Below are 24,070 nucleotides of genomic sequence, written 5' to 3'. Positions count from 1 at the left end.
TCCTTAACTGGCATTGGAGTGGTGAATATCGGCCATCGGCGTGGCATTGCTTTCCCGTTGCAGCCACCACACCAGGGCGACCAGTGCCAGACCGCCGATATCGGACATCAGTGTCGGCCAGTACAGCAACAGGGTACCGGCACCGAGCAGCAGCCATTCCAACAGCCGGGTCTTGCGGCGCAGGTACCCCATGGCGAAGGCGCCGAAGGCGATGGTACCCAGGGTGGCCGATACAAAGGCGGTGATGATTTCCAGCACGCTGCCGTCGAGCAGCATGGCCGGCACATAGGCGAACAGCAGCGGCATCACGTACAGCATCTTGGCGAACTTGAACGAGGTCCAGCCGGTTTTCCAGGGATCCGATCCGGCGATGGCGGCGCCCGCATAGGCGGCCACGCACACCGGCGGCGTGATGTTGGAGTCCTGAGACAGCCAGTAGACGATCATGTGGGCGGCAATGGCCGAGACGCCGAATTCGCCCAGCGCAGGCACCGCCAGCACGGCCACAATCAGATAGGCGGCGGTCACCGGTACCCCCATGCCCAGCACCAGCGAGGCAATGGCCACCAGTATCAGCGCCAGCAGCAGGCTGTCACCGGCCATGGAGATGATCAGATCCGAGAACTTGAGGCCCATGCCGGTGAGTGAAATGGTGCCGACGATGATGCCGATCACGCCGATGGTGGCGCCCACGATCAGGGTGTTGCGCGCGCCGATCTGAATGGCATCCCAGACTTCCCGGGGCCCCATACGGGTTTCCTTGTCGACCCAGCTGACCGCGATACACGACAGGGTCGCCCAGAATGCCGAGTTGCCGGCGGAACGGCCGGTGAGCAACAGCACCGTGATGATCACCAGCGGCAGGGCATAGTACCAGCCGCTCTTGAACACGGTTTTCCAGTGGGGTATTTCTTCGCCCTGTACGCCGACCAGGCCATGCTTCTTGGCTTCGAAGTGCACCATGCAGTACACCGCCAGGAAGTAGAGCAGCGCCGGGCCGATGGACAGCATCATGATGGTGGAATAGGGGGTACCGGTCAGTTCGGCCATCAGGAAGCCGCCGGCACCCATGATGGGGGGCAGAAACATGCCGCCGATGGAGGCGGCGGGTTCGATGGCCCCGGCCACATGGGGCCTGAAACCGGCCCGTTTCATCATGGGAATGGTGAAGGCGCCGGAAGACACGGTATTGGCGATGGCTGAACCGGACACCGAGCCGAACAGGGCGGAGGAGATAACGGCGACCTTGGCGGGTCCGCCGGTGGAGCGACCGGCGAGAGCCAGCGGCAGATCGATGAAAAACTTGCCGGCGCCGGACTTCTGCAGGAAGGCCCCGAAGAAGATGAACAGGATGACATAGGTCGCCAGCACGCTGGCCATGACCCCGAACACTCCGTTGGTGGTGAGGAACAGGGCGGTGGCCAGACGTTCGAAACGAAAGCCCCGGTGGGCCAGCAGGTCGGGCAGGTAGGGGCCGAACAGGGCGAAGGCGATCATCGCCACCCCAATCAGGGTGATGGACCAGCCCAGCACCCGGCGGCAGATTTCCAGTGACAGCAGCAGACCGACGATGCTGATCAGCATGTCGACTTCGTTTTCTGCCCCGGCCCGGTAGTTGAGCAGCTCGAACTGGCTGATCCAGTACAGCACGGTACCGGCGGTCATCAGGGCCAGTATCACATCGCTGGCGGTGGGGCTGTTGTGATTACGCCGGTTCAGCCACTGGTCCAGCGGCAGCAGGATGGCGGCGAAGGGCAGGATCAGCCACAGGCCGTAGTGCAGCTTGTCCAGATCCTGCTCCAGCGCCATGCCGAGACCGTCGTAGTCCCAGGTTTCCCGGAACAGGGTCAGTTGCTGGTAGAAGGCGGTGGGCGAGTCGTACACCAGAAAGCAGCTGACCAGCAACGACAGCAGGGTGGCGCTGATCAACGACAGGCCGCCATGGGCGGCGCGGCTGCCCGCCGGGTATAACAGAAAAACCAGCACGAAGGTGATCAGCACATAGATGCCGAGATGGTACTGGGTACTGAGGGCGGCGACGCCGGCGCCGTAAAAGTAGATGGCGACCATGATCGCGGCCAGGCCGGCGGTCAGCCAGGCCCAGGGCCCGGTGAGCTTGCGCTCGCTCTTGACATCTTTTTCCATCAGTTCCTTGAGCTTTTTCTGCTCGTCGGGACTCAGGCTGTCGAGTTGTTGTTCGTCGTTTGACATCTTGACCTCTGTATTTGCTCCGGCTTCTGGGCCGGTTGGCTTTCCCTGCCGGGGGTCTCCCGAGTGCGGATAACCCTGTGGCGTTGTTGTTAATGCCATGTAGCAATAATGAGGCCAGAATTGGTGGGGTGGGGGCAGAGGCCCGTGGGACAGGGGCTGACGACGGATCGTCCGCAGTAGAAAAGGCGGGCGAAGAAAGAAAATGGGTGGAAAGCCGCCGGTCCTGGCTCAGGCCTGGGGGGATTTCCACCCATTGGTGCTGAAACGGGTGAAAAAGAAGGTTATTGGAGTGTGAAGCCGTGCCCTGGGTCGCTCTGCCGGCGTGGGGCACGGTCTGCCGATGGGGGGAAATCCCCCCATCAGTCCGGTTCTCCTCGATAGTCATTCTTGTCCAGACCGTGCTTTTTCATCTTGTCGTACAGGGTCTTGCGCGGTAACTGGAGACTCTCCAGGGTGTGTTTGATGGAGCCGCCGTGGCGGGCGAGTTCGGCCTGAATCAGGGTTCTTTCGAAGTGTTCGACCCGAGCGGCCAGCCCCTGGGTCACCGGCTCCGGCTCTGTGATGGGCCTGTCGTCGAAGTCGAAGGTACAGGCTTCGCCGAGCAGCACATATCGCTCCGCCAGATTACGCAGTTCACGCACGTTGCCGGGCCAGTCGTGGCTCATCAGGCGGTGAATGCGCTCGGGCGACAGCGGCGGAATCTCCCGTTCGTACAAAGAGGAGGCGAGCAGGGCGAAATGCTGGAACAGCATGGGAATGTCCTGGGGGCGGGCCCGCAGGGGAGGAATGTCGATGCGCACCACGTTGAGTCGGTAATAGAGATCCTCGCGAAACTCGCCGGTCTCGGCCAGCGCACGAAGATCGGCCTTGGTGGCGGCGATGATCCTGAGATCGAGCGGGATCAGGGTGTTGGATCCCAGCCGTTCTATGGTTCTTTCTTCCAGTACCCGCAGCAGTTTGATCTGCAGGCTCATCGGCATGCTTTCAATTTCATCCAGGAACAGGGTGCCGCCGTTGGCATGCTCCAACTTGCCGATGCGTCGTTCTCTGGCATCGGTAAAGGCGCCTTTTTCGTGGCCGAACAGCTCCGACTCGATCAGGGTCTCGGGTACGCCGCCGCAGTTGATGGCCACAAAATTGCGCTCCCGGCGCGGACTGTGCTCGTGGATATAGCGGGCCAGCAAATCCTTGCCGGTACCGGTTTCCCCCATCAGCAGCACATCGGCCGGGGTGTCGGCCACGGTCAGTACCAGCTGGCGCAGTTGCAGTATGGCGGGAGAGCTGCCGATGATGCGCGGCCCGGGGGCGCTCTGGGCCTGCAGTTCCTGACGCAGGGTGCGATTTTCCAGGGTCAGGGTGCGTTTTTCCAGCGCCCGATGCACCACATCGAGCAGCAGGTCGGCGGAGAAGGGTTTTTCGATGAAGTCGTAGGCGCCGTTGCGGATGGCGCCGACCGCCATCGAGATATCCCCGAAGCCGGTGATCAGGATCACCGGAATGTCCGAGTCCAGCTGTTTGATCTGTTGCAGCAGCTCCAGCCCGCTCATGCCCGGCATATTGATGTCGGTGACCACCACGCCGGCAAAGTCGGGGGTGATCCGGGCCAGGGCCTGGCGGGCATCGGCCAGTGCGAGCACCTGGTAGTCTTCCAGCTCCAGGGTTTGCCCGGCCGACAGGCGGACATGGGGATCGTCATCGACCAGGATGACGGTAGCGTCATGGTTCATGCATGCTCCTGAGGTGAATACGATGGCAACGTCAGGGTGAACAGGGCACCACCTTGCGGGTGATTGGCGGCTTCCAGTCTGCCGTTAAGGCTATGGACGATACGGTGGGAAATGGACAGCCCCAGCCCCATACCGGTCGGCTTGGTGGTGTAGAAAGGCTCGAATACATGAGTCAGGGCGTCGGGGGGCAGGCCCGGCCCCCGATCGCGCACGCTCAGCCGTACCCATTGGGGTTGGCTGTCGAGCGTGATCTCGATGCGGGGAGACGACTGTCCGATCATGGCCTGCAGGGCGTTGCCGATCAGGTTGACCAGCACCTGTTCCAGCCGGCCGATGTCGCCGGTCACCCAGAGCCGCTCCAGTCCTTCTGGCCAGCTGATGTCGACCTGTTGCTGCTCCAGCTGGCTGCCCATGATCACCATGACCCCCTGGCGCAGATGCTGCAGATTGACGCTCCGCCCGGACTCCTGCTGTGGGCGGGCGAACTCCCTGAGCGGCTGCAGAATGGCCGCCATGCGATCGGCCAGCCCGGCTATTTCGGCCAGATTGGTGGTTACCGCCTCGGCTCTGCCCCGGGTGAGCAGCTTGCGACCGTTGTCGGCGAAATGGCGGATGGCGGTGATCGGCTGGCTGAGTTCATGGTTGATGCCGGCAGACAACTGGCCGAGGACGGCCAGCTTGGCGGTCTGAATCAGCTGGTTCTGGGTCTGATGATGCTGTTCCATTTCCTGTTGCAGGCGCTGGTTGGCATCGGTCAGCTCCCGGGTGCGCAGTTTGACGCGCAGCTCCAGCGCTTCGTGCGCTTGCTGCAGCTCGGCCTGGTGCTGTTGCTTCATTCGGTGGCGGGCGCTGAAAAACAGCACCAGCGCGGCCAGAATCAGGTAGAAGGTGAGGCCCAGGCCCAGGGTCTTGAGAAGGCTGCTCTGCAAGGGACGCAGGCTGGCCAGCACCGCAACCCGCATGCCGGCGTCGGGCAGTAGCCGGCTTCTCAGCAGGTAATGGCCGGCTCGGCCGGATTGCCGGTCGGACGAAATGCCCGGGGTATCGACCAGCGTCAGCAGCAGATCGCCCTGTTCGGTGACTTCCCGACGAATGATATCGAGTGGCAGCAGCGGAGCCTGGCCGTAACGGCGACTGGCGCTGATACGGGCAACATCCATTTCGGTGAGCCGGCTCGCCGCCGGACCGACTGGTGGGCGGCCTGCCCGGGGTTGTGACTCATGATTACCGTAAGACTGCCGAAGTGTCTGCCTGCCGACTTCCGGCAAGTAACCGAGGGTGCGAAAGCGCCAGTAGGCCCGGGTGGAAATGAAGATCACGCCGTCTTCGTCCATCACCAGAATATCCTGCAGAGGATCGCTCCAGTCGGCTTCGATGTCTTCCAGATCGACCTTGACCACGACGATCCCGATGATCTGACCGGCCTGGAGCACCGGGTAGGAAAAGAAATAACCCCGTACCCGGGAGGTATTGCCCAGGGCGAAATAGCGACCGGCACCGCCTTCCATTGCCTGCTGGAAATAGGGGCGAAAACTGTAGTCGTTGCCGATAAAGGAGTGGGGTTGATCCCAGTTGCTGGCCGCCAGGGTGATGCCGTCGGTACCGATCACATAGCTGTCGGTGGCCCCCATGGTGGCATTGACCCAGGCCAGGTAGCGGTTGGCGGTGTCGATGTTCTGCGCATTGCCGGGATGTTCGAGCAGGCTGATCAGCTGCTGCTGGCTGGCCAGCAGGCGAGGTAAATCCCGGTGCCGGTCGAGCTGATACTGCAGGCTGACGATATAACGGCTGAGATTGGCATCGGCCTGTTCGCGGATTTGCTCCATGGCTTGCATGCGTGCCGAGCTGGTCAGCACGAAGGCGAGCAGCGCCATGCCCAGCAACAGCAGCAGAATGAGCGGGCTGCGCTCGCGCATTGCAGCAGAAGCCGGAAAAGAGTCCATTCGTTTCATGCCCCGATTATGCGCTGCCGAGGGGCGGATGGGAATCTGTCTTCGCAGGGAAGGCTTGAGTCGGCACCGTGGTTGCGGCGACAATGGCATTTTTCCGGGGAATACATACCACCATGGCCTTTCGTATCAGTTACCACTATCACAAGCAGCAAAAAGAAATCGGTTTCGCCAATGACAAGCATCACAGCGTCTATGACGCCATCGCCACGGCGGAAGGGGTGGATCTGACCGAGTTTCACCGCATGGAAAGTCAGGTGGCCAATGTCAGCCGCAACGACCGCAAGACCATGAAGGACTTTCGTGAAGAATACTTTCGCAAGCTGGGCTTCAGTCAGGTAACCATAGTGCGTGAAGAGTAACCGCCAGTGCGTCGGCCCCTGCCGATACGGGAATGTTGTTTGACGGGCATGCGCTAAGCCGTCGTTTCGCCGATGAGATTAATATTCAATAATTCTTATTTAAAACATAACCTTATAAAAACTTGCGGGGGACGACGGTTTTCATATTGAAGCCGGAATCTGCATGGACAGTGTCAATTGGGTTTGCCATTATGGTTTGGTATCACAACGGCTAACGGACTATCTGTGGAACAAATTCAGACCTTTTTCGGTTATCACAAGGCCCTGACGCAGCTGTTGCACGGTCGGGGCTTTACCGGGCAGAACAAGCGCAAGAAGCTGGAAGCTCTCAGCGCCCTCTGTGGTGAGCTGCTGAAGGTCGACAACGTCAGCATCTGGACGCTGAGCCCCTGTGCTCATCGCCTCGATCGTGAGGTGCTTTATCCCCCGCTTTCGACGAACCCGAATCCGGGGTTCAGCCTGAGCCGCGATCGGCACCCGGCTTATTTTCTGGCGCTGGATGCCGCCGACATTATCTGTGCCGAAGAGGTATGTAGCGACCCGCGCACTCGCTCTTTTCATCCGTATTATCCGGATGCAAGCCGGCCAGTGGTCTCCATGCTGGATGCGCCTATCTTCGATGGCAATCGCCTGAGTGGTGTCATCTGCCTGGAACACCGGCAATCACGACAGTGGAGCCTGGCCGATATCGCCTGCGTGACTGCCATCGCCGATACCATCAGCCTGATCAATACCCACGAGGCCTGGCTGAACAGCCGCAAAGAGCTGGACTACATTACCCATCATGATGATTTTACCGGCCTGCTGAACCTGCGCTCGCTGCGCAATCATATTCAGCAGCAGATTGAGCAGCAGACGCCGGTATCGTTTGCCCTGCTGTGGTTCGACATCGACCGGCTCAATGCCATCAATAACGGCATGGGGCAGCAGGTCGGTGACGCCGTGGTGAGCGAGGTGGCGGCCCGGTTGCGCGGCATGCTGCTACCGGGCAAGGAGATGGTGGCGCGGGTCGGTGGAGACGAGTTTGCCATGATCTACCGGTTTCCAGCGGGGGAAGCGACCATGGACGAGACGGTGGCGACCATTCTGGAAACGGTCAACTACCCCATCAGCGTCGGGGAGCAGAAAGTCCAGGTCAGTGCCAGTATCGGTATTTCTCTGTTCCCCGGTGATGGCGGCGACGTGTCCACCCTGCTTCGGCACAGTGAGTCGGCCATGTACCATGCCAAGGCCTGTGGCCGGCGTCAGGCGCAATATTACAATCAGGATATTTCAACCACGGCCAAGGCGCGGTTTCTGCTGGAAAGCCAGCTCACCGACGCCATCGCCCACCATGGTCTGAGCGTGTTTTATCAGCCGATTATGTCTGCTGACGGCAGCGCTGTGGTCAGTGCCGAAGCCCTGGTGCGCTGGCAGCATGAGACCCAGGGCTTTATGTCGCCGGCCGATTTTCTGCCGCTGGCCTACGAAACCGGCTTAATCGCCGCGCTGGATCTCTGGGTGCTGAACCAGGTATGTCGGGATATACAGCGGGCCCGTGAACAGGATTTGCCGATGCCGCCGGTGGCGGTGAACCTTTCTGCCGACTCGATAATGGATCCCCAGCTGGCGGATAAAGTCTGGGAAAGTCTGCAGCGTTATCAGGTGCTGGGCACGCAGCTGGAACTGGAGGTGATCGAAGACGCCATCAAGGGTGACTCAACAGTGTTGCGCTGCACGCTGGAAGAGCTGGTGCGCATGGGGATCACCTTGTCTATCGACGATTTTGGCACCGGTTACTCCTCGCTGTTACGACTCAAGAATCTGCCGTTTACCAAGCTGAAAATCGATCGATCCTTCATTCAGGATCTGCCCGGAGATCCGGATGATTGCGCCATTACCCTGTCTATTCTCGGCATGGCCAGAGGCCTGGGGCTGAAGGTGGTGGCCGAAGGGGTGGAACACGGTGAGCAGGAAGCCTGGCTGCAGCACCAGGGCTGCGATTATCTGCAGGGCTTCAAATACCATAAGCCCATGCCTGTTGATGACTTTCTTGAGCTGCCGATTACCGCCTGAATAAACGCCAGTTTCTCTTCGCCGACAGTCATTCACTTACGGACTATCTGGCCTTGCTGTAGAATGCGAGGCGCACATCCCCCTCTCTTACAGGTACCAATGACATAATACCGGATGGAAACTACCATCAGCTTACTTATCAATGGATCGAACCTAATCATCTGAAAGGAATGACATAATGGCACCACTACGAATCTTGTTTGCCTCGGTCATGCTGCTGGGCTCTGCCGCAGTCTCGGCCCACGACTACCATGGCGGCGATCTGGATATTGCCCACCCCTGGAGTCGCCCCCTGCCGCCGGTGGCCACCACAGGGGTGGCCTATCTCACGGTCACCAACAAGGGCGAGACCGACGACGTACTGCTGAGCGCCGATAGCCCGATCGCGGAGAAAGTGGAAATTCATACCCACATCAAGGACGGCGACGTGATGAAAATGCGCCAGCTGAACGAGCTGGTGATCCCGGCCGGTGGCGAGCAGACGCTGGCGCCGGGTGGTCATCACCTGATGCTGATGGGCCTGAAGCAGGTGTCGGCGGCCGGCGAGCGCTTTCCGCTGACGTTGCACTTCAAAGAGGCCGGTGACCTGGAAGTGGAAGTGGCGGTGGATGCCGAGCCGGCCAAAGCGCAGGGCCACGGCCACGATCAGCATTAACCGACATTGATCCTTTAAAGGGATAAACGAAAAAAGGAGCCCCAGGCTCCTTTTTTGTTGTTGATGCAGGCGGCTTTAGCTCAACAGTTGCCTATGCACCTTCTTGATGCAGAGGCCTTCCACATATTCCAGCTCGGCTTCGGCGGCCGACTCGGCGGCCGCCACACTCTGCACGCCTTCCTGTAGCCACAGGCACTTGGCCTCATGCTCTATGGCTTCGATAGCGATGTCGGCGGCATATTCGCCCCGACGGAATACGTTGATCAGCTGTACCGGCTGATCCAGCTCGTCCAGTTCGGCAACGCAGGTCTGGCCGAGAATGACGGCGCCGGCCAGTTGCGGGTTGACCGGATGCACCTGATACCCATGTTGCAGCAGGTATTCCATTACCTGGTAACTGGCTCGCTCCGGCCGGTTGGAGGCGCCCACCAGAGCAATGCTGCGCGTCTGATTCAGGATGTGCGTCAGGCGCTGTTGTTCGAGTTGATCCATCATGCATTCCACAGGAGTAAAAACCTCCTTATACCAGCTTGCCCGCCTGATAATCCATGATCGCCTGCTCAATTTGCTGTTCTGTATTCATGACGAAGGGGCCGTATTGCGCAATGGGTTCATTCAGCGCCTTTCCTGCCAGCAGCAACAGACGTCCGCCCGCATCACCGGCCCGTAACGGCAGCTGGTCGCCGTCGCCGAGCAGCGCCGTATTCTCGTTGGGCAAGGCGGTGTCGCCAAGCGTGAGGCTGCCTTCAAAGGCATACACCAGCGCACTGAGACCGGCGGGAACCGGCAGCGTCAGGCGTTGACCGGCCGCCAGCCGAACATCCACGATCAGCGGCCGAGTGTGTTCGCTTTGTATCGGCCCTTTCAGCGTTCGCCCGTTCAGGCTCAGCGTGCCCGCCAGCAGCACCAGCTCACCGCCATCGTCCAGCGTCATTCTCGGCAGCTCGGCGGCGGGAATATCCCGATAGCGGGCCGGCTGCATCTTGAGGGCGGCAGGCAGGTTGAGCCAGATCTGAAAGCCGCGCATACGGCCGGATTCCTGCTGGGGCATCTCGGAATGAATCACGCCCCGGCCGGCGTTCATCCACTGCACATCGCCGGCCCGCAAATGGCCTTCATTACCCATGTGGTCCCGGTGCAGCATGTGACCGTCGAGCATGTAGGTGATGGTCTCAAAGCCCCTATGCGGATGGTCGGGAAAGCCGGCAATGTAGTCGTCGGCTTCATTCGACGAGAAGTTATCCATCATCAAAAAGGGGTCCATACGCTGCTGCTGGGTCTGGCCCAGGGCGCGTTTGAGTTTGACACCGGCGCCGTCGCTGGTGGCCTTTGCCGGATATAGCGCCATTATTGTTCTGTTGTTCATGTTCAATTCCTTACGCAAAGCGGCTCGCTCGGTCGTGAGCGGCTGACCAGTCCTGAGCCGGCCCGATGGAGATAATGCCATGGGGATTGATGCTCGGGTGGCTGCAAAAATAATGATGGCGAATATGGCTCATGTTCAGGGTATCGGCGATGCCCGCGTGCTGATAAAGGTCGCGTAAAAAACCGTAAAGGTTGGGATATTCGCTTATTTTGCGGTGATCGCACTTGAAGTGGGTGTGGTAGACGGCGTCGAAGCGGACCAGGGTCGTCCACAGCCGGATATCGGCCTCGGTCAGCCGGTTACCGACAAGGTAGCGCTGCTGGTCCAGTCGTTGCTCCAGCCGATCCAGTCCGGTGAACAGGGCGCTGACGGCGTCGTCATAGGCGGGCTGACGGGTGGCGAAGCCGGCCTTGTATACGCCGTTGTTGATGGTGTCGTATACCTCGGCATTGATGTCGTCGATGTGCAGCCGCAGCTCTCTGGGGTAGTAATCATCGGCCCTGGCACCGAGATGATCGAAGGCGCCGCCCAGCATGCGGATGATATCGGCGGACTCGTTGCTGACGATGGTTTCCTGTTGCTTGTCCCACAGCACCGGCACCGTAACCCGGCCGGAATACCCGGCGTCGGCCTTCAGGTACAGCTGATACAGATAGTCGTGCCGGTAAAGCGCATCGCCGGTAGCGCCTTCGAAATCGGTGTTAAAGGTCCAGCCGTGTTCGCCCATCAGCGGATGGACTACCGAGACCGATATCATGTCTTCCAGCCCCTTGAGGCTGCGCATCATCAGGGTGCGGTGCGCCCAGGGGCAGGCAAGCGACACATACAGGTGATAGCGCCCGGCCTCGGCAGCAAAGCCGGACTTACCGGTGGGGCCGGCTGCTCCGTCGGTGGTTATCCAGTTGCGAAATTGACTCTCGCTGCGCTTGAAGCGGCCCTTGTTTTCCTCGGTGTCATACCAGACATCATGCCAGATGCCCTCAACCAGCTTGCCCATACCGTTCTCCTCATCTGGATGAATATGCTGAGTCTAGTGTGGGCAAACCGACCAACGGATCACAGCGGATAAATTCGCCGAACTTGGTCAAAAAATATGAATGAAGCCGCAGAGCACGGTGGCGGCACTCTGCGAGGGCGTCTTTATACCGACAGGTTTTGCAGCCACTGCCTGAGTTGCCCGGCGGAGAGAGCACCGGACTGACGGGCAATTTCCTTGCCATTTTTGAAGGCGATCAGGGTCGGGATGGAGCGAATGCCGAAGCGGGAGGCGGCGGCCTGGTGGGCCTCGGTGTCCAGCTTGGCCAGCCGCAGTTGACCGGCCACCTCGCCGGCGGCGGCCGAAAACACCGGTGCCATGCTCTGGCAGGGGCCGCACCAGGGCGCCCAGAAGTCGACCACCAGCGGCAGGGTTTCGTTTGCCAGCAGCCGGTCCATCAGGGGGCCGTCCAGCGTCAGCGGTTGGGACGGCAGCAGGGGCGCCTTGCATTTACCGCATTGCGGTGCCTGTTGCAGGCGCTCGCCGGGCACCCGGTTCTTGGCCTGACAGGCGGGGCAGATCAGGAAGTGGTCGCTCATCATTTCATCCAGTCGGCCAGTTGATAGGTGAGGGTGTATTGCTCGCCGACCAGCTCCAGCTGCTGGCCCTGATTGTTGACGGTGGCACCCTCGCCCAGCGTCTGCAATACGGCGGTTTCCACTTTTTGCGCTACCGGGTCGCAGGCCATCTTGGTACTGGCCAGGGGATCGGCTTTCAGCCGGTTCTGCTCCAGGGTGGCGCTGCCGAAGAAGCGGTTACAGCCGGCCATGCCGTTGATAGTGAAGTGCTCGGCAATTTCCAGATCCGACTTGATCTCCGGGTCGACGGCCACGCCGTTGATGGCGGTCAGATTCCAGTGGTGATGCTGCAGGTCGGACTCGACCACCTTGAGGCCGCCGCTACAGGCGCTAAGCAGCAGGGCGGTGGCGGCGGCAATGGTTGTTTTCATGACGAGGGTGGTTTTCATAAAGATTCCTTAATTGATTTGATTATCACAAGCTTCGTTGCGGGACAGTTGTTGCAGGTTGTCCAGGGTGATCCGGGCGATGGCGGCGAGCGCCTCCCGGGTCAGAAACGCCTGGTGGCCGGTCAGAAGCACGTTGGGATAGGTTGACAGTAGATGAAAGGTGTCATCATGGATGATTTCACAGGACTTGTCGCTGAAGAACAGGTTTTCCTCCTCTTCATAGACGTCCAGCCCCAGGCTGCCGATTTTACCGCTGTTGATGGCCTCGATGGCATCCTGGGCGTGGAGCAGGCCGCCCCGGCTGGTGTTGATGATCATCACCCCGTCTTTCATCTGTTCGAAGCTCTCACGCCGCAGCAGATGATAATTTTCCGGTAGCAGTGGGCAGTGCAGTGTGATGACGTCGGCCTCGGTAAACAGCCGCTCTAGAGAAACGTAATGAGCCCCGATGGCCTGGGCCTCGGGATTTTCGACCGGATCGTGTGCCAGCAGCTTCATGCCCAGCCCCTGTAGTATGCGCAGCGTGGCCATGCCTATTTTGCCGGTACCTATGATGCCGGCGGTCTTGCCGTGCATGTTGAAACCGACCAGACCGTTTAGCGAGAAGTTTGCGTCCCGGGTGCGCTGGTAGGCCTTGTGGATATGACGGTTGAGGGTCAGCATCAACCCCACCGTGTGCTCTGCCACCGCTTCCGGCGAATAGGCCGGTACTCGCACCACCTTGATGCCGGCGGCCCTGGCGGCCTCCAGATCCACGTTGTTGTAGCCGGCGCAGCGCAGGGCGATGAAACGCACCCCGGCGGATGACAGAGACTGTATGACATCGGCGCCCAGCTTGTCGTTCACAAACACGCATACCGCATCGAAGCCCTGGCAAAGTGACGCCGTGTGCGCTTCCAGTCGTACCTCGAACCAGGTGATATCGAAGCCACAGTCCTTATTGTGCTCGGTAAAGGGCTGTTGCATGTAAGGTTGACTGCTGAAAAAGGCGATTTTCACCGGTGGTGACTCCAGAAACGAGGGTGGTTCAAGAATAGTGAACAGCCGGTGACGCTTTTTCAAGGCCGGGTGCCGGGATACCAGTAATGATCCGGCAGCGCGCGGGTGGATTCGGTCAAATCCGGATTGGCGAGATCCAATCGCAAGCGCGGCTGTTGCAGCACCGGCAGGCTGGCGCGGATTGGCGGATACTGTTCAAACAGGGCGATAAAACTGTCATCCCGGTAAGCTCGATCCAGCCCTCGGGTCAGGGCGTCGGCCAGTTCGGGGTATTCGGGACTGACGAAAAAATAAATGGCGAAAGGGTAATACAGCAACAAGCGGGGCTCGGCCATCAGCAGCGGGTACTGCGCGGTGGCGACAGTCAGCTCGACGTGGGCTTCCACCAGGCTGCGCGGGTAATAATCCACCTGCTGGTTGCGATTCAGCATGTCGAGAATGGTATGGCTCGGGGCGGCACTGATGTTCAGCCCCGCCTGTTTGAGAATTTCGACATCGCTCCAGCCGATGCCCTGCACGCCGGTAAAGGACGCCAGCTCGGCCAGATTCTGTATTTGGCTGAATTCCTGTTGCCGGGTCTGGTTGATCAGCAGCAGCCGAAATCCCGACAGACCGCGCAGCAGCGGTATTCGCACCGGCAGCAATTGTCGCTCGTATTCGCCGGTGGTGCCGGCCCAGAGCAGATTGATCGGCTTGCCATCACGCAGTTTCAGCGCCAGCTGCGGTTGGGGCTCGTTCAGTGCTACCTGCTTGATGACAAACTCCTCACCGCTTTTTTCCAGCGCCAGGGTCAGCAGTTGCCGGTAGTAGGAATACAGGGGTGGAAGCGACTCGGGTTGGGGGATCCTGACCGTCAGTGCTGCCTGTGCAGACAGGCTGAACAGGGCAAGCAGTGATAGCAGTAATCTCTTCATGGCGGTTGTTTCCTGATGATCCCGGAAAATGAGTGAACTCATACCTTGTTATAGACGTAATCCGAAAATCCGGCAGAAGCGGCCTGGCTGACGGTGTGGCGGACACGTTGAGATCAAGGGTATATCCAGGCTCTTTATGCTCTTTCTGATGAAGAAACAGGCGGTTTTTCCATGGTGGGCGCCAGCATGGGTCTAAATAGGGGTTTTACTTAAAAAGAGCTTGCAACAATACCGTCATTTCGGTAAATTCTCGCCCCGTTGACGGCATGTAGCGCAGCTTGGTAGCGCACTTCGTTCGGGACGAAGGGGTCGGAGGTTCGAATCCTCTCATGCCGACCAAATCCTCAAAAAGGGCTCATCAAATGATGAGCCCTTTTTGTTTTCCGCTTTTCGTCATTCTGCTGCCGTATGCGACGCGCACGCTGCGGCTTGGGGCTCGCCTTGAGCCCCGGCTATCGCTTATTCGGTAACCTCGACCTCCTGGCCGTTAAAGCTGACGGTCTGTCCGACCACTATCTTGCAGCGCTTGCGCAACTCGATCTCGCCGTTGACCTGCACCAGTCCGTCGTCGATCACCATCTTGGCCACAGCGCCGGAGTCACACCAGCCGAGCACTTTCAGCAGGTTGTGCAGGGGAATGAAGGGCTGACCTTCCAGACTGAATTGTTCGTTCATTGCGAGTCCTTGTTCTAGTTTTAAATATTGAATTTTTGCCGCCGCTGCAGCTGACTGTGCTGGAAATGGGCAAAATGCCGGGTTGAGTGTATTAGATCTTTGTCATCTACCAACATATTGGGCATCATTGCGGCATCGCGCCCAGACCGCCACCCCGGCTTGCAATACCGGCCAGACTCCGTTCAGACTCATTATGAGCTCGCCTCTGCGGGTTCACCTGTGCCATTCTTGGTGCAGAAAGGTCTGTTTGCCGGCGCTGGCCACTGTCTTACGCGGCATGTTTTGTATCAGTTATTTGACCAAGAGGTGATTATGTCCGGATTACTGCCCAATATCGACCCCGATGGCCTGCTGGAATACTCGGTAGTTTATACCGATAGATCCCTGAACCATATGTCCCGGCGTTTCCAGCAGGTGATGCGTGATATCTCCGCCAGCCTGAAGGAGCTGTATCAGGCTCACTCGGTGGTGGTGGTGCCCGGCAGCGGCACCTTCGGCATGGAAGCGGTGGCGCGTCAGTTTGCTACCGACCAGGATTGCCTGATCATTCGCAATGGCTGGTTCAGCTATCGCTGGAGCCAGATTTTCGAGGCCGGAAAGATTCCGGCGTCCGAGACGGTACTCAAGGCCCGTGCCATCGAGCAGGGCCCGCAGGCGGCGCTGGCTCCCGCGCCCATCGAGGAAGTGGTCGCCACCATCAAGGCCAACAAGCCAGGGCTGGTGTTTGCCGCGCACGTGGAAACCGCCGCCGGCATGGTGCTGCCGGATGATTACATCAAGGCGGTGGCCGATGCGGTACACGAAGTGGGCGGTCTGTTCGTGCTCGACTGCATTGCCTCCGGCACCATCTGGGTAGACATGAAAGCCTGCGGCGTCGACATTCTGCTCAGCGCCCCGCAGAAAGGCTGGAGCAGCTCGCCCTGCTGTGGTCTGGTGATGATGAGCGAGCGCGCCCGCGCACGCATCGAGCAGACCCAGAGCACCAGCTTTGCCTGTGATCTGAAGAAGTGGCTGCAAATCATGGAAACCTACGAGCAGGGTGGCCACGCCTATCATGCCACCATGCCGACCGATGCCTTGGCGCAGTTCCGCGATACCATCAAGGAAACCGGCGGTCTGGGCTTTGCCGAAATGAAGCAGCGTCAGCAGCAGTTGGGTGATCGGGTGCGTGCCCTGCTGGCCGCGCGTGGCATCAAGAGTGTGGCGGCCGACGGCTTTGCGGCACCGGGTGTCATCGTCTGCTATACCAACGATGCCGCGATCAAGAACGGCAGCAAGTTTGCCGCCGAAGGGCTGCAGATTGCCGCCGGTGTGCCGCTGGCGTGCGACGAGCCGGCCGATTTCCAGACCTTCCGTATCGGTCTGTTCGGTCTCGACAAGCTGCAGGATGTGGATCGCACCGTCGCTACCTTCGAGCAGGCGCTGAACAAGGTACTGCAGGGCTAATCACCCGGCATCGCCAAATAGCGTCAAGCTACATAACAACAAGGCCGCCGATGGGCGGCCTTGTTGTTTTCGGCTCTGAATCATGACACTCCGTTTTTACCCTGGCGCCCGCCACGGGCCTTTATTTTCTGCCGCCTTTCGTTGTCATTGCCGCCCCTTCCATTTCCTTCTCTTTGAGCGACGGTAGTGCCCTTCTCATCGTATTGAAAGATGAAGCTTTTCTGAAAGCCTTGTCTATACAAGTGCGCCGCATAATACCGCTCTCCTCAATAAATCCTTTAATAGCAGTGATTTGAACGCCTTCCGTTCGCTACAACAGTGACTGGCGTACATTTGGCTGACTTAATTCTTCAATAAAACCGTCATCTTCGACCACCAGTATGGCCCCCGAACCTATCGTGAGGCTGCTAGCAATGAACAAGATCATTGAGGTCAGAGGTCTGAGCAAGACCTTTGACAATAAGAAAGCGCTGAAAGAGATCAGTCTGGAGATTGCCCACTCGGGGATCACCGCGCTGCTGGGGCCCTCCGGCTCGGGCAAGTCCACCTTGCTGCGTCACCTGAGCGGTCTGGTATTTTCCGATCACCGTGAAGGTACCGAAGTCAGGGTGATGGGAGAGCTGGTGCAATCCCGGGGCAAGGCGGCGCCACAGGTGCGTCGCTGTCGAGCCCGTGCGGGTTACATCTTCCAGCAATTCAATCTGGTGAACCGCATGAGCGTGCTGACCAATGTGTTGATTGGGGCGCTGAGCTCCACCGCCAAGTGGCGCACCCTGACCGGCTGTTTCACTCAAGAGCAGCAGCAGCAGGCCATGGCGGCGCTGGAGCGGGTGGGCATGGCGGACTATGCCCACCAGCGGGTCTCCACCCTGTCCGGTGGTCAGCAACAGCGGGTGGCCATTGCCCGTTCGCTGATGCAGAAGGCGCGCATTATCTTTGCCGACGAACCCATTGCTTCGCTCGACCCCGAGTCGGCGCGCACCGTGATGGAACTGCTGAAGGACATCAACGAGCGGGAAGGTATCCCCGTTGTCGTGACCCTGCATCAGGTGGATTACGCGCTGAAATACTGCCAGCAACTGGTTGCCCTGCGTGAAGGTGAAGTCTTCTATCAGGGCGCGGCGGCCGACATTGGCGAACAGGCGTTGACGGCGCTGTACACCAAGGCACCCACCACCGACACCATGCCGGCCCCGGCAATCCGGCCGCTACGACCCAACCCTGCTTTTGCATCCCGTTCCATTCAAGGACAACTGTCATGATACGCACATTGAGAAAGTTCGCCGGTGGTGCCTCGTTACTGGCCGCCATGATCGCTACCCCGGTACAGGCCGAGGACGCGCCCTTGTCGACCATCAACTTCGGCATCATTTCCACCGAATCCCAGCAGAATCTCAAGCAGCACTGGGAACCCTTCCTCGCCGACATGGAACAGCAGCTGGGCGTGGAGGTGGAAGCCTTCTTCGCACCCGATTACGCCGGCATCATTCAGGGCATGCGCTTCGACAAGGTCGATATTGCCTGGCTGGGCAACAAGTCGGCGATGGAAGCGGTTGACCGGGCCGGCGCCGAAATTTTTGCCCAGACGGTGCGTGCCGATGGCCAGCCGGGTTACTGGAGCCTGCTGATCGCCCACAAGGACAGCCCGCTGAACACGGTGGACGACGTGCTGGCGCAGCGTAAAGAGCTGACATTCGGTAACGGCGATCCCAATTCTACCTCCGGTTTTCTGGTGCCTTCCTATTACGTGTTTGCCCAGAATGATGTTTCCCCTCAGGAATTCAAGCGTACCGTGAATTCCAGCCATGAGGTGAATGTGTTCGCGGTGCTCAACAAGCAGGTGGATGTGGCCACCAACAACACTGAAAGCCTGGAACGGTTTGCCGAGCGCAGTCCCGAAAAGGCGGGCAACATCAAGGTGTTGTGGAAGTCACCGCTGATCCCGGCCGACCCCATCGTCTGGCGCAAGAATCTGCCGGAAGCCACCAAGCAGGTGGTGTACGACTTCTTCATGCAATACGGCCAGTCCGGTGACAAGCAGCAGAAGAAGATTCTGGAACAGCTTGAATGGGCCTCGTTCTCTCCTTCCAGCGACATGCAACTGCTGCCCATCCGTCAGCTGCAACTGTTCAAGGATCTGAAAGAACTGGAAAACAACGAGGCCGATGCGGCCGACATTAATCAGGTAAAAATGGAACTGGCGGTGCTGAATCGTCAGATGTCTGCCCTGGAAGCCATGACCAACTAAAGACCGACCCGGAGCCGGCGTGACCGGCTCCGTGAGGTCAGCGGAGACTGAAAATGAATACTGACGTCATTACCCGGCCTGAATCGGGATCGCGCCTGGGGCAAATGGTCAAGTGGATGCTGCTGGCGCTGGTGTTGGCCTGGGCCTGGCAGGGCGCCGAAATGAACCCGGCGGTGCTGGTGCAGGATGCCGGCAACATGGCCGAGCTGGCCGCCGACTTTTTTCCACCGGACTTTACCCACTGGCAGCTGTATCTGAAAGAAACCCTGGTCACCCTGCAGGTGGCGCTGTGGGGCACGCTGCTGGCCATCGTGCTGGCGGTTCCCTTCGGTTTGTTGTGTGCCGACAACCTGTTTCCCCAGTGGGTGTGTCAGCCGATGCGCCGGCTGATGGATGCGGCCCGGGCCATCAATGAAATGGTGTTCGCCATGCTGTTTGTGGTGGCGGTCGGGTTGGGGCCTTTTGCCGGGGTGCTGGCGCTGTTTGTACATACCACCGGCGTATTGGCCAAGCTGTTTTCCGAGGCGGTGGAAGCGATAGAGCCGGGCCCCATCGAAGGGGTGCGGGCCACCGGCGCCACCAAGCTGGAAGAAATTCTCTACGGCGTGCTGCCTCAGGTGATTCCGCTGTGGATCTCCTATTCGCTCTACCGTTTCGAGTCCAACGTACGCTCGGCCACCGTGGTGGGCATGGTGGGTGCCGGCGGCGTCGGGGTCTTGCTGTGGGAAGCGATTCGCAGTTTTCAGTTCGCACAGACGGCGGCCATCATGCTGGTGGTGATCGTGACCGTGAGCCTGCTCGATGTGGCCTCGCAGTCCATTCGCAAACGGTATATCTGATTTATTTAGCCAGACTTGTCTAGACAAGATCGGCGAATAAACAGGCCAGAGGGAAAGGGAAAAGCATGCGCGTCTACCAGGTTATTTACCGACAACTGGAAGCGGATATTCAGCGGTATTTCAAGGCGGGTGATTACCTTCCGCCAGAGATGCAGCTGGCCGAACGCTTTGGGGTCAATCGCCATACGGTACGGCGAGCCATCGACGAGCTGGTAGCCAATGGCCTGATACAGCGCCATCAGGGCAAGGGCAACATGGTTCTGCGCCAGCCACACCTCTACAAGCTGCACGATGGAGCCCATTTTACCGGCAACTTTCTGGAGCAGGGCTCGTTTCCCAGTTGCCAGGTGATTCGTTCCCGGTTGATGCCGATCACCAGCAGGTTGGCGCATGAATTACAGCTGGGGCAGGAGCAAAAGATTATTTACATACAGACGCTCAGGAAAACGGAAAACATTCCTCGCTCGGTGATTCATCACTATTTGAGTAATCCCGAGTGGTGGCCGGCATTAAAACAATTTCAGCAAGGTTCCCTGCACGAGTTTTTAAAGCGAACGCTGGGTATCGAGCTGAAAAGAAAGTCGACCCGCCTGGGGGCCAGAATACCCTCCGGTGAAGAAAGTCGTTTATTGCAGATCAACAAGTCCATTCCGGTGATGCGGATTAAAACCAAAAACCTGCTTAAAGGAACGGAACAGATAGCGGAGTTTTCCGTGAGTTCGGCACGTTCCGATTTAATTGAATATGTCGTGGAGCACTAAATGAATACACCACAACGCAAACAATGGATGTCGGTATTGGCCCGAACATCATTTTCGGCACTGCAAAGCGGCTGGCAAGCCTTGCAGTTGACCCCTGAGTACCAGTTGATTCGGGCTCCCGAGATTGGCCTGGCCCAGGTTCGGGCCCGCATGGGCGCCACCGGCCGGCCGTTCAACCTCGGCGATGTCACCATCACCCGGGCGGTCGTCAAGCTGAACAGCGGCGAGCTGGGTTACAGCTATCTGCGCGGTCGCAATAAACCCCATGCGGAGTTGGCGGCGCTGATTGATGCGCTGATGCAAACCCGCAGCGGACATGAAGTGCTGGACAAGGGGCTGATTGCTCCGTTGGCGGCGCAGAAGGCGGAGCAGGAAGAATGCACCCGCCGGGAAGCGGCGGCCAGCAAGGTGGACTTTTTTACCATGGTGCGGGGAGAAGACGAATGACCATGATCACCACGGCATTTTCGGATGCCATTCACGACAGCCAGCTCTGTTTTCGCCGCCTGCTGAAGGCGATGTCGGAGCCGGGCACCCGGGTCGAGCTGGACCGCGCCGGTGGCTTCGGCAACCTGAGCGCCGGTTGCGTGCAGACCCTGCTGACGTTGGCCGACAGCGGCACCCGCGTCTGGCTGTCCGACGCGCTGCAGCAGGATGACGCCGTGCTCGAGAATCTTCGCTTTCATGTGGCGGCGCCGCTGAGTAGCGACGCCGCCGAGGCCGACTTTGCGGTATTGGCCGGTGCCGACCTGGACGACTGCGACGCGCTGTTGAGTCGCCTGCCGGTGGGCAGTGAAGAATACCCGGATAACGGCGCCACCCTGCTGATCGAAACCGATTCGCTGGATCGGGGCGTCGAAGTCACCCTGTCGGGCCCGGGCATTCCGGACAGCCGCCGTATTTGTCTGGGACGAGTGCCCGAGGCGCTGGTGCGCTTTTTGAGTGAGCGGGACGCGGCCTTCCCGCTGGGTATCGACCTGATACTGGTGTGTGACCGGGAACTGGTTGCCATTCCACGTACCACCCGAGTGGAGAGATAAGCATGTATGTAGCAGTGAAAGGGGGCGAAAAAGCCATTGCCGCGGCACACCAGCTGCAGGCGAAAAAGCGACGGGGCAATCCCGAAAGGCCCGAAATCAGCGTGGCCCAGGTAGAAGAACAGCTGGCCGGCGCGGTAGACAGAGTGATGACCGAAGGCGGTGTCTACGACAAGGAGCTGGCAGCGCTGGCGGTCAAGCAGGCGGGGGGCGATCTGGTGGAGGCGATTTTTCTGCTGCGCGCCTATCGCACCACCTTGCCACGGCTGGCGACAACCGAGCCGGTCGATACCGCCAACATGCGCATTGCGCGCCGTATCTCGGCGACCTACAAGGATCTGCCCGGCGGCCAGTTGTTGGGGCCGACCTATGACTATACCCACCGCTTGCTGGACTTTACCCTGTTGGCCGAGGGCGAACACCCGGGGCCGGAGCCGGTTGATGCCGAGCCAGAAGCCTGCCCCCAGGTGGCAGGCATTCTCGAACAGCTTGAGCTGATGGTGACGGAAACCGACAACGGAGAAACGCCGGCCGATATCACCATGGCACCGGCTACGTACCCCTGCGACCGCTCCGCCCGTTTGCAGCAGCTGGTGCGCGGTGACGAAGGCTTTCTGTTGGCGCTGGGTTATTCCACCCAGCGTGGCTATGGCCGCAACCATCCCTTCGCCGGCGAAATCCGCTGCGGTGAAGTGACCCTGGAATTGGTGCCGGAAGAGCTGGGTTTTGCCATCGATATCGGTGATATCGAGCTGACCGAGTGTCAGATGATCAACGGTTTTGTCGGCGACAAGCAGCAAAAGCCGGCCTTTACCCGCGGCTACGGCCTGACCTTCGGCTTTGGCGAACGCAAGGCGATGTCGATGGCGCTGGTAGACCGTGCGCTGCAGGCGCCGGAATACGGTGAGCAGGTGGCCGGACCGGCCCAGGACGAGGAATTTGTGCTGGCCCATGCGGACAACGTCGAAGCTTCGGGCTTTGTGTCACACCTGAAGTTGCCGCATTACGTGGACTTTCAGGCCGAACTGGAGCTGCTGCGCAAGATGCGGCGGGAACACGAACAAACGCATGGCCCGGCCGTCGGCCAGGCAGGGGAGCAGGTATAATGACTCACCAGAGCACCACAGATGTACAGCATCACGGCTACAACTATGCCTATCTGGACGAACAGACCAAACGCATGATCCGTCGGGCGCTGCTGAAAGCGGTGGCCATACCCGGCTATCAGGTGCCCTTCGGCGGCCGGGAAATGCCCATGCCCTACGGCTGGGGCACCGGCGGCGTGCAGCTGACGGCGGCGGTGATCGGCCGCGACGATACCCTCAAGGTGATCGACCAAGGCGCCGACGACACCACCAATGCGGTGTCCATTCGCTCCTTCTTCCAGCAGGTGGCCCAGGTGAAGACCACCGAGGTGACTACCGAGGCCACGCTGATCCAGACCCGGCACCGCATTCCGGAAACCGCCCTCGGGCCGGATCAGATACTGGTGTATCAGGTGCCGATTCCCGAGCCGCTGCGCTTTATCGAGCCGCGCGAAACCGAAACCCGCAAAATGCACGCACTGGAAGAGTACGGCATCATGCACGTCAAGCTGTACGAAGACATCGCCCGTTACGGCCATATTGCCACCGCCTATGCCTACCCGGTGCAGGTGAACGAGCGCTACATCATGGATCCCTCGCCGATTCCCAAGTTCGACAATCCCAAGATGGACATGATGCCGGCCCTGCAGCTGTTTGGTGCCGGCCGGGAAAAGCGCATCTATGCCATTCCACCCTATACCCGGGTCAAGAGTCTCGACTTCGAGGATCATCCCTTCGAGATCCAGCAGTGGGACGAGCCCTGTGATATCTGCGGCTCCACCGACAGCTTCCTCGACGAGGTAGTGACCGACGATCTGGGTGGGCGGGTCTTTATCTGCTCCGATACCGATTATTGCCGCCAGCAGCAGGAGAAACAGGCATGAATCAGCACGTGTTAACCACTCCTCTGGCCGACTCATCGGCCGCGCCGGAGATGACCCCCAAGCGGCAGGAACAGCCATTGTTGTCGGTACAGAACCTGACCCGACTCTACGCGCCGGGCAAGGGCTTTACCGATGTCTCCTTCGACCTTTATCCGGGGGAAGTGCTGGGCATCGTCGGCGAGTCCGGCTCCGGTAAAAGCACCCTGCTGCAGGCTATTTCCGGTCGATTGGCCCCGGATGAGGGCGAGGTGCTGTATCTGCGTGGCAGCGCCGACAGCCAGTTGCAGCAGGTGGTCAGCCTGTATCGAATGGCGGAAAGCCAGCGTCGGCAACTGCTGCGCACCGACTGGGGCGTGGTACATCAGCACCCGCTCGACGGCCTGCGGCCGCGGGTGTCGGCCGGGGGCAACATCGGCGAACGGCTGATGGCGGTGGGCCAGCGCCACTACGGCAGCATTCGCGAGCAGGCGCTGCAGTGGCTGCAGGACGTGGAAATTCCCGTCGACCGTGTCGACGACATGCCGGTGACCTTTTCCGGCGGTATGCAGCAGCGGCTGCAGATTGCCCGCAACCTGGTGACCCATCCCAAGCTGATTTTCATGGACGAGCCCACCGGCGGACTGGATGTGTCGGTGCAGGCGCGACTGCTGGATTTGCTGCGCCGGCTGGTGTCCGAGCTGGGGCTGGCGGTGGTGATCGTCACTCACGATCTGGCGGTGGCCCGGTTGCTGGCGCACCGGTTGATGGTGATGAAGCAAAGTAGGGTGGTGGAAACCGGCCTCACCGATCAGGTGCTGGACGATCCGCAGCACCCCTATACCCAGTTACTGGTGTCTTCTGTACTGCAAAGCTAG

24 protein-coding genes and 1 tRNA gene are annotated in these 24,070 nt (G+C 59.7%); 14 read left to right on the top strand and 11 right to left on the bottom strand.

The window, feature by feature from the left end; genetic code table 11:
* Positions 1-3 precede the first annotated feature (3 nt).
* The 3 genes from Q0753_RS09605 to Q0753_RS09595 form a co-directional block, all read right to left on the bottom strand.
* Positions 4-2,211, bottom strand: coding sequence for a TRAP transporter permease (locus Q0753_RS09605; RefSeq protein ID WP_298719875.1), 2,208 nt, complete (start codon positions 2,209-2,211; stop codon positions 4-6).
* A 359-nt stretch (positions 2,212-2,570) separates the two neighbouring features.
* A complete protein-coding gene (locus Q0753_RS09600) occupies positions 2,571-3,938 on the bottom strand; it encodes a sigma-54 dependent transcriptional regulator (RefSeq protein ID WP_298719873.1) in 1,368 nt (455 codons plus the stop codon).
* Positions 3,935-5,881: an ATP-binding protein gene (locus Q0753_RS09595; RefSeq protein WP_298719871.1), complete on the bottom strand. Its 1,947-nt coding sequence runs from the start codon at positions 5,879-5,881 to the stop codon at positions 3,935-3,937. The genes Q0753_RS09600 and Q0753_RS09595 overlap by 4 nt, the downstream gene beginning before the upstream one ends.
* A gap of 122 nt (positions 5,882-6,003) precedes the next feature.
* Here Q0753_RS09595 and Q0753_RS09590 point away from each other — a divergent pair, with 122 nt between their 5' ends.
* From Q0753_RS09590 to Q0753_RS09580, 3 genes are all read left to right on the top strand, one after another.
* Positions 6,004-6,249, top strand: coding sequence for a DUF2960 domain-containing protein (locus Q0753_RS09590; RefSeq protein ID WP_298719869.1), 246 nt, complete (start codon positions 6,004-6,006; stop codon positions 6,247-6,249).
* A 225-nt stretch (positions 6,250-6,474) separates the two neighbouring features.
* A complete protein-coding gene (locus Q0753_RS09585) occupies positions 6,475-8,304 on the top strand; it encodes a sensor domain-containing phosphodiesterase (RefSeq protein WP_298719867.1) in 1,830 nt (609 codons plus the stop codon).
* 178 nt (positions 8,305-8,482) lie between these two features.
* Positions 8,483-8,959, top strand: a complete 477-nt coding sequence (locus Q0753_RS09580; protein WP_298719865.1) for a copper chaperone PCu(A)C — start codon at positions 8,483-8,485, stop codon at positions 8,957-8,959.
* Positions 8,960-9,034: 75 nt separating this feature from the next.
* On the opposite strand, the gene Q0753_RS09575 is transcribed toward Q0753_RS09580, so the two are convergent.
* From Q0753_RS09575 to Q0753_RS09545, 7 genes are all read right to left on the bottom strand, one after another.
* Complete coding sequence (locus Q0753_RS09575) at positions 9,035-9,454, bottom strand: CoA-binding protein (RefSeq protein WP_298719863.1); 420 nt, start codon at positions 9,452-9,454, stop codon at positions 9,035-9,037.
* A gap of 25 nt (positions 9,455-9,479) precedes the next feature.
* Positions 9,480-10,325, bottom strand: coding sequence for a pirin family protein (locus Q0753_RS09570; RefSeq protein ID WP_298719862.1), 846 nt, complete (start codon positions 10,323-10,325; stop codon positions 9,480-9,482).
* 10 nt (positions 10,326-10,335) lie between these two features.
* Complete coding sequence (locus Q0753_RS09565; protein ID WP_298719861.1) at positions 10,336-11,322, bottom strand: glutathione S-transferase family protein; 987 nt, start codon at positions 11,320-11,322, stop codon at positions 10,336-10,338.
* Between the two features lie 143 nt (positions 11,323-11,465).
* A complete protein-coding gene (gene trxC, locus Q0753_RS09560) occupies positions 11,466-11,900 on the bottom strand; it encodes a thioredoxin TrxC (RefSeq protein WP_298719860.1) in 435 nt (144 codons plus the stop codon).
* Positions 11,900-12,328 (bottom strand): META domain-containing protein, encoded by a 429-nt coding sequence (locus Q0753_RS09555; RefSeq protein WP_298719859.1) that lies wholly within the window; start codon positions 12,326-12,328, stop codon positions 11,900-11,902. Before Q0753_RS09555 ends, trxC begins: the two co-directional genes overlap by 1 nt.
* A gap of 9 nt (positions 12,329-12,337) precedes the next feature.
* Positions 12,338-13,327 carry a 2-hydroxyacid dehydrogenase gene (locus Q0753_RS09550; protein ID WP_298720014.1) on the bottom strand — a complete coding sequence of 330 codons (990 nt, stop codon included), beginning with the start codon at positions 13,325-13,327 and terminating at the stop codon, positions 12,338-12,340.
* A gap of 59 nt (positions 13,328-13,386) precedes the next feature.
* On the bottom strand, positions 13,387-14,241 hold the full coding sequence (locus tag Q0753_RS09545; RefSeq protein WP_298719858.1) for a hypothetical protein: 855 nt from the start codon (positions 14,239-14,241) through the stop codon (positions 13,387-13,389).
* Positions 14,242-14,503: 262 nt separating this feature from the next.
* Here Q0753_RS09545 and Q0753_RS09540 point away from each other — a divergent pair.
* Positions 14,504-14,580: transfer RNA gene (locus tag Q0753_RS09540), tRNA-Pro, on the top strand.
* A 120-nt stretch (positions 14,581-14,700) separates the two neighbouring features.
* On the opposite strand, the gene Q0753_RS09535 is transcribed toward Q0753_RS09540, so the two are convergent.
* Complete coding sequence (locus Q0753_RS09535) at positions 14,701-14,916, bottom strand: RNA-binding S4 domain-containing protein (protein ID WP_298719857.1); 216 nt, start codon at positions 14,914-14,916, stop codon at positions 14,701-14,703.
* Positions 14,917-15,228: 312 nt separating this feature from the next.
* Here Q0753_RS09535 and Q0753_RS09530 point away from each other — a divergent pair, with 312 nt between their 5' ends.
* The 10 genes from Q0753_RS09530 (at position 15,229) to phnK (ending at position 24,070) form a co-directional block, all read left to right on the top strand.
* Positions 15,229-16,362 carry an aminotransferase class V-fold PLP-dependent enzyme gene (locus Q0753_RS09530; protein WP_298719856.1) on the top strand — a complete coding sequence of 378 codons (1,134 nt, stop codon included), beginning with the start codon at positions 15,229-15,231 and terminating at the stop codon, positions 16,360-16,362.
* Between the two features lie 413 nt (positions 16,363-16,775).
* A complete protein-coding gene (phnC, locus tag Q0753_RS09525) occupies positions 16,776-17,624 on the top strand; it encodes a phosphonate ABC transporter ATP-binding protein (protein ID WP_298719855.1) in 849 nt (282 codons plus the stop codon).
* Positions 17,621-18,610 carry a phosphonate ABC transporter substrate-binding protein gene (gene phnD / locus Q0753_RS09520; RefSeq protein ID WP_298719854.1) on the top strand — a complete coding sequence of 330 codons (990 nt, stop codon included), beginning with the start codon at positions 17,621-17,623 and terminating at the stop codon, positions 18,608-18,610. The genes phnC and phnD overlap by 4 nt, the downstream gene beginning before the upstream one ends.
* Positions 18,611-18,663: 53 nt before the next feature.
* Positions 18,664-19,449 (top strand): phosphonate ABC transporter, permease protein PhnE, encoded by a 786-nt coding sequence (phnE, locus tag Q0753_RS09515; RefSeq protein WP_298719853.1) that lies wholly within the window; start codon positions 18,664-18,666, stop codon positions 19,447-19,449.
* Positions 19,450-19,514: 65 nt separating this feature from the next.
* Positions 19,515-20,210 (top strand): phosphonate metabolism transcriptional regulator PhnF, encoded by a 696-nt coding sequence (gene phnF, locus Q0753_RS09510; RefSeq protein WP_298719852.1) that lies wholly within the window; start codon positions 19,515-19,517, stop codon positions 20,208-20,210.
* Positions 20,211-20,657: a phosphonate C-P lyase system protein PhnG gene (gene phnG, locus Q0753_RS09505; RefSeq protein WP_298719851.1), complete on the top strand. Its 447-nt coding sequence runs from the start codon at positions 20,211-20,213 to the stop codon at positions 20,655-20,657.
* Positions 20,654-21,250, top strand: coding sequence for a phosphonate C-P lyase system protein PhnH (gene phnH / locus Q0753_RS09500; RefSeq protein ID WP_298719850.1), 597 nt, complete (start codon positions 20,654-20,656; stop codon positions 21,248-21,250). The genes phnG and phnH overlap by 4 nt, the downstream gene beginning before the upstream one ends.
* 2 nt (positions 21,251-21,252) lie before the next feature.
* The gene (locus Q0753_RS09495) at positions 21,253-22,353 is read left to right on the top strand and encodes a carbon-phosphorus lyase complex subunit PhnI (protein WP_298719849.1); all 1,101 of its coding nucleotides are present in this window, start codon (positions 21,253-21,255) and stop codon (positions 22,351-22,353) included.
* On the top strand, positions 22,353-23,216 hold the full coding sequence (locus Q0753_RS09490) for an alpha-D-ribose 1-methylphosphonate 5-phosphate C-P-lyase PhnJ (RefSeq protein ID WP_298719848.1): 864 nt from the start codon (positions 22,353-22,355) through the stop codon (positions 23,214-23,216). Before Q0753_RS09495 ends, Q0753_RS09490 begins: the two co-directional genes overlap by 1 nt.
* Positions 23,213-24,070 carry a phosphonate C-P lyase system protein PhnK gene (phnK, locus tag Q0753_RS09485; protein WP_298719847.1) on the top strand — a complete coding sequence of 286 codons (858 nt, stop codon included), beginning with the start codon at positions 23,213-23,215 and terminating at the stop codon, positions 24,068-24,070. Before Q0753_RS09490 ends, phnK begins: the two co-directional genes overlap by 4 nt.

It is taken from the genome of uncultured Oceanisphaera sp. (assembly GCF_947495715.1).
GTDB classification, from domain to species: domain Bacteria; phylum Pseudomonadota; class Gammaproteobacteria; order Enterobacterales; family Aeromonadaceae; genus Oceanimonas; species Oceanimonas sediminis.
Note: the sequence above shows the minus strand (reverse complement) of the source record. Positions and strands in the feature narration are given on the sequence as shown.

Excerpts from the sequence above, each read along its gene's own strand:
- Q0753_RS09605 (WP_298719875.1), bottom strand. The coding sequence starts at position 2,211 with ATGTCAAACGACGAACAACAACTCGACAGCCTGAGTCCCGACGAGCAG.
- Q0753_RS09600 (WP_298719873.1), bottom strand. The coding sequence starts at position 3,938 with ATGAACCATGACGCTACCGTCATCCTGGTCGATGACGATCCCCATGTC.
- Q0753_RS09595 (WP_298719871.1), bottom strand. The coding sequence starts at position 5,881 with ATGGACTCTTTTCCGGCTTCTGCTGCAATGCGCGAGCGCAGCCCGCTC.
- Q0753_RS09590 (WP_298719869.1), top strand. The coding sequence starts at position 6,004 with ATGGCCTTTCGTATCAGTTACCACTATCACAAGCAGCAAAAAGAAATC.
- Q0753_RS09580 (WP_298719865.1), top strand. The coding sequence starts at position 8,483 with ATGGCACCACTACGAATCTTGTTTGCCTCGGTCATGCTGCTGGGCTCT.
- Q0753_RS09575 (WP_298719863.1), bottom strand. The coding sequence starts at position 9,454 with ATGATGGATCAACTCGAACAACAGCGCCTGACGCACATCCTGAATCAG.
- Q0753_RS09570 (WP_298719862.1), bottom strand. The coding sequence starts at position 10,325 with ATGAACAACAGAACAATAATGGCGCTATATCCGGCAAAGGCCACCAGC.
- Q0753_RS09565 (WP_298719861.1), bottom strand. The coding sequence starts at position 11,322 with ATGGGCAAGCTGGTTGAGGGCATCTGGCATGATGTCTGGTATGACACC.
- trxC (WP_298719860.1), bottom strand. The coding sequence starts at position 11,900 with ATGAGCGACCACTTCCTGATCTGCCCCGCCTGTCAGGCCAAGAACCGG.
- Q0753_RS09555 (WP_298719859.1), bottom strand. The coding sequence starts at position 12,328 with ATGAAAACCACCCTCGTCATGAAAACAACCATTGCCGCCGCCACCGCC.
- Q0753_RS09545 (WP_298719858.1), bottom strand. The coding sequence starts at position 14,241 with ATGAAGAGATTACTGCTATCACTGCTTGCCCTGTTCAGCCTGTCTGCA.
- Q0753_RS09535 (WP_298719857.1), bottom strand. The coding sequence starts at position 14,916 with ATGAACGAACAATTCAGTCTGGAAGGTCAGCCCTTCATTCCCCTGCAC.
- Q0753_RS09530 (WP_298719856.1), top strand. The coding sequence starts at position 15,229 with ATGTCCGGATTACTGCCCAATATCGACCCCGATGGCCTGCTGGAATAC.
- phnC (WP_298719855.1), top strand. The coding sequence starts at position 16,776 with ATGAACAAGATCATTGAGGTCAGAGGTCTGAGCAAGACCTTTGACAAT.
- phnD (WP_298719854.1), top strand. The coding sequence starts at position 17,621 with ATGATACGCACATTGAGAAAGTTCGCCGGTGGTGCCTCGTTACTGGCC.
- phnE (WP_298719853.1), top strand. The coding sequence starts at position 18,664 with ATGAATACTGACGTCATTACCCGGCCTGAATCGGGATCGCGCCTGGGG.
- phnF (WP_298719852.1), top strand. The coding sequence starts at position 19,515 with ATGCGCGTCTACCAGGTTATTTACCGACAACTGGAAGCGGATATTCAG.
- phnG (WP_298719851.1), top strand. The coding sequence starts at position 20,211 with ATGAATACACCACAACGCAAACAATGGATGTCGGTATTGGCCCGAACA.
- phnH (WP_298719850.1), top strand. The coding sequence starts at position 20,654 with ATGACCATGATCACCACGGCATTTTCGGATGCCATTCACGACAGCCAG.
- Q0753_RS09495 (WP_298719849.1), top strand. The coding sequence starts at position 21,253 with ATGTATGTAGCAGTGAAAGGGGGCGAAAAAGCCATTGCCGCGGCACAC.
- Q0753_RS09490 (WP_298719848.1), top strand. The coding sequence starts at position 22,353 with ATGACTCACCAGAGCACCACAGATGTACAGCATCACGGCTACAACTAT.
- phnK (WP_298719847.1), top strand. The coding sequence starts at position 23,213 with ATGAATCAGCACGTGTTAACCACTCCTCTGGCCGACTCATCGGCCGCG.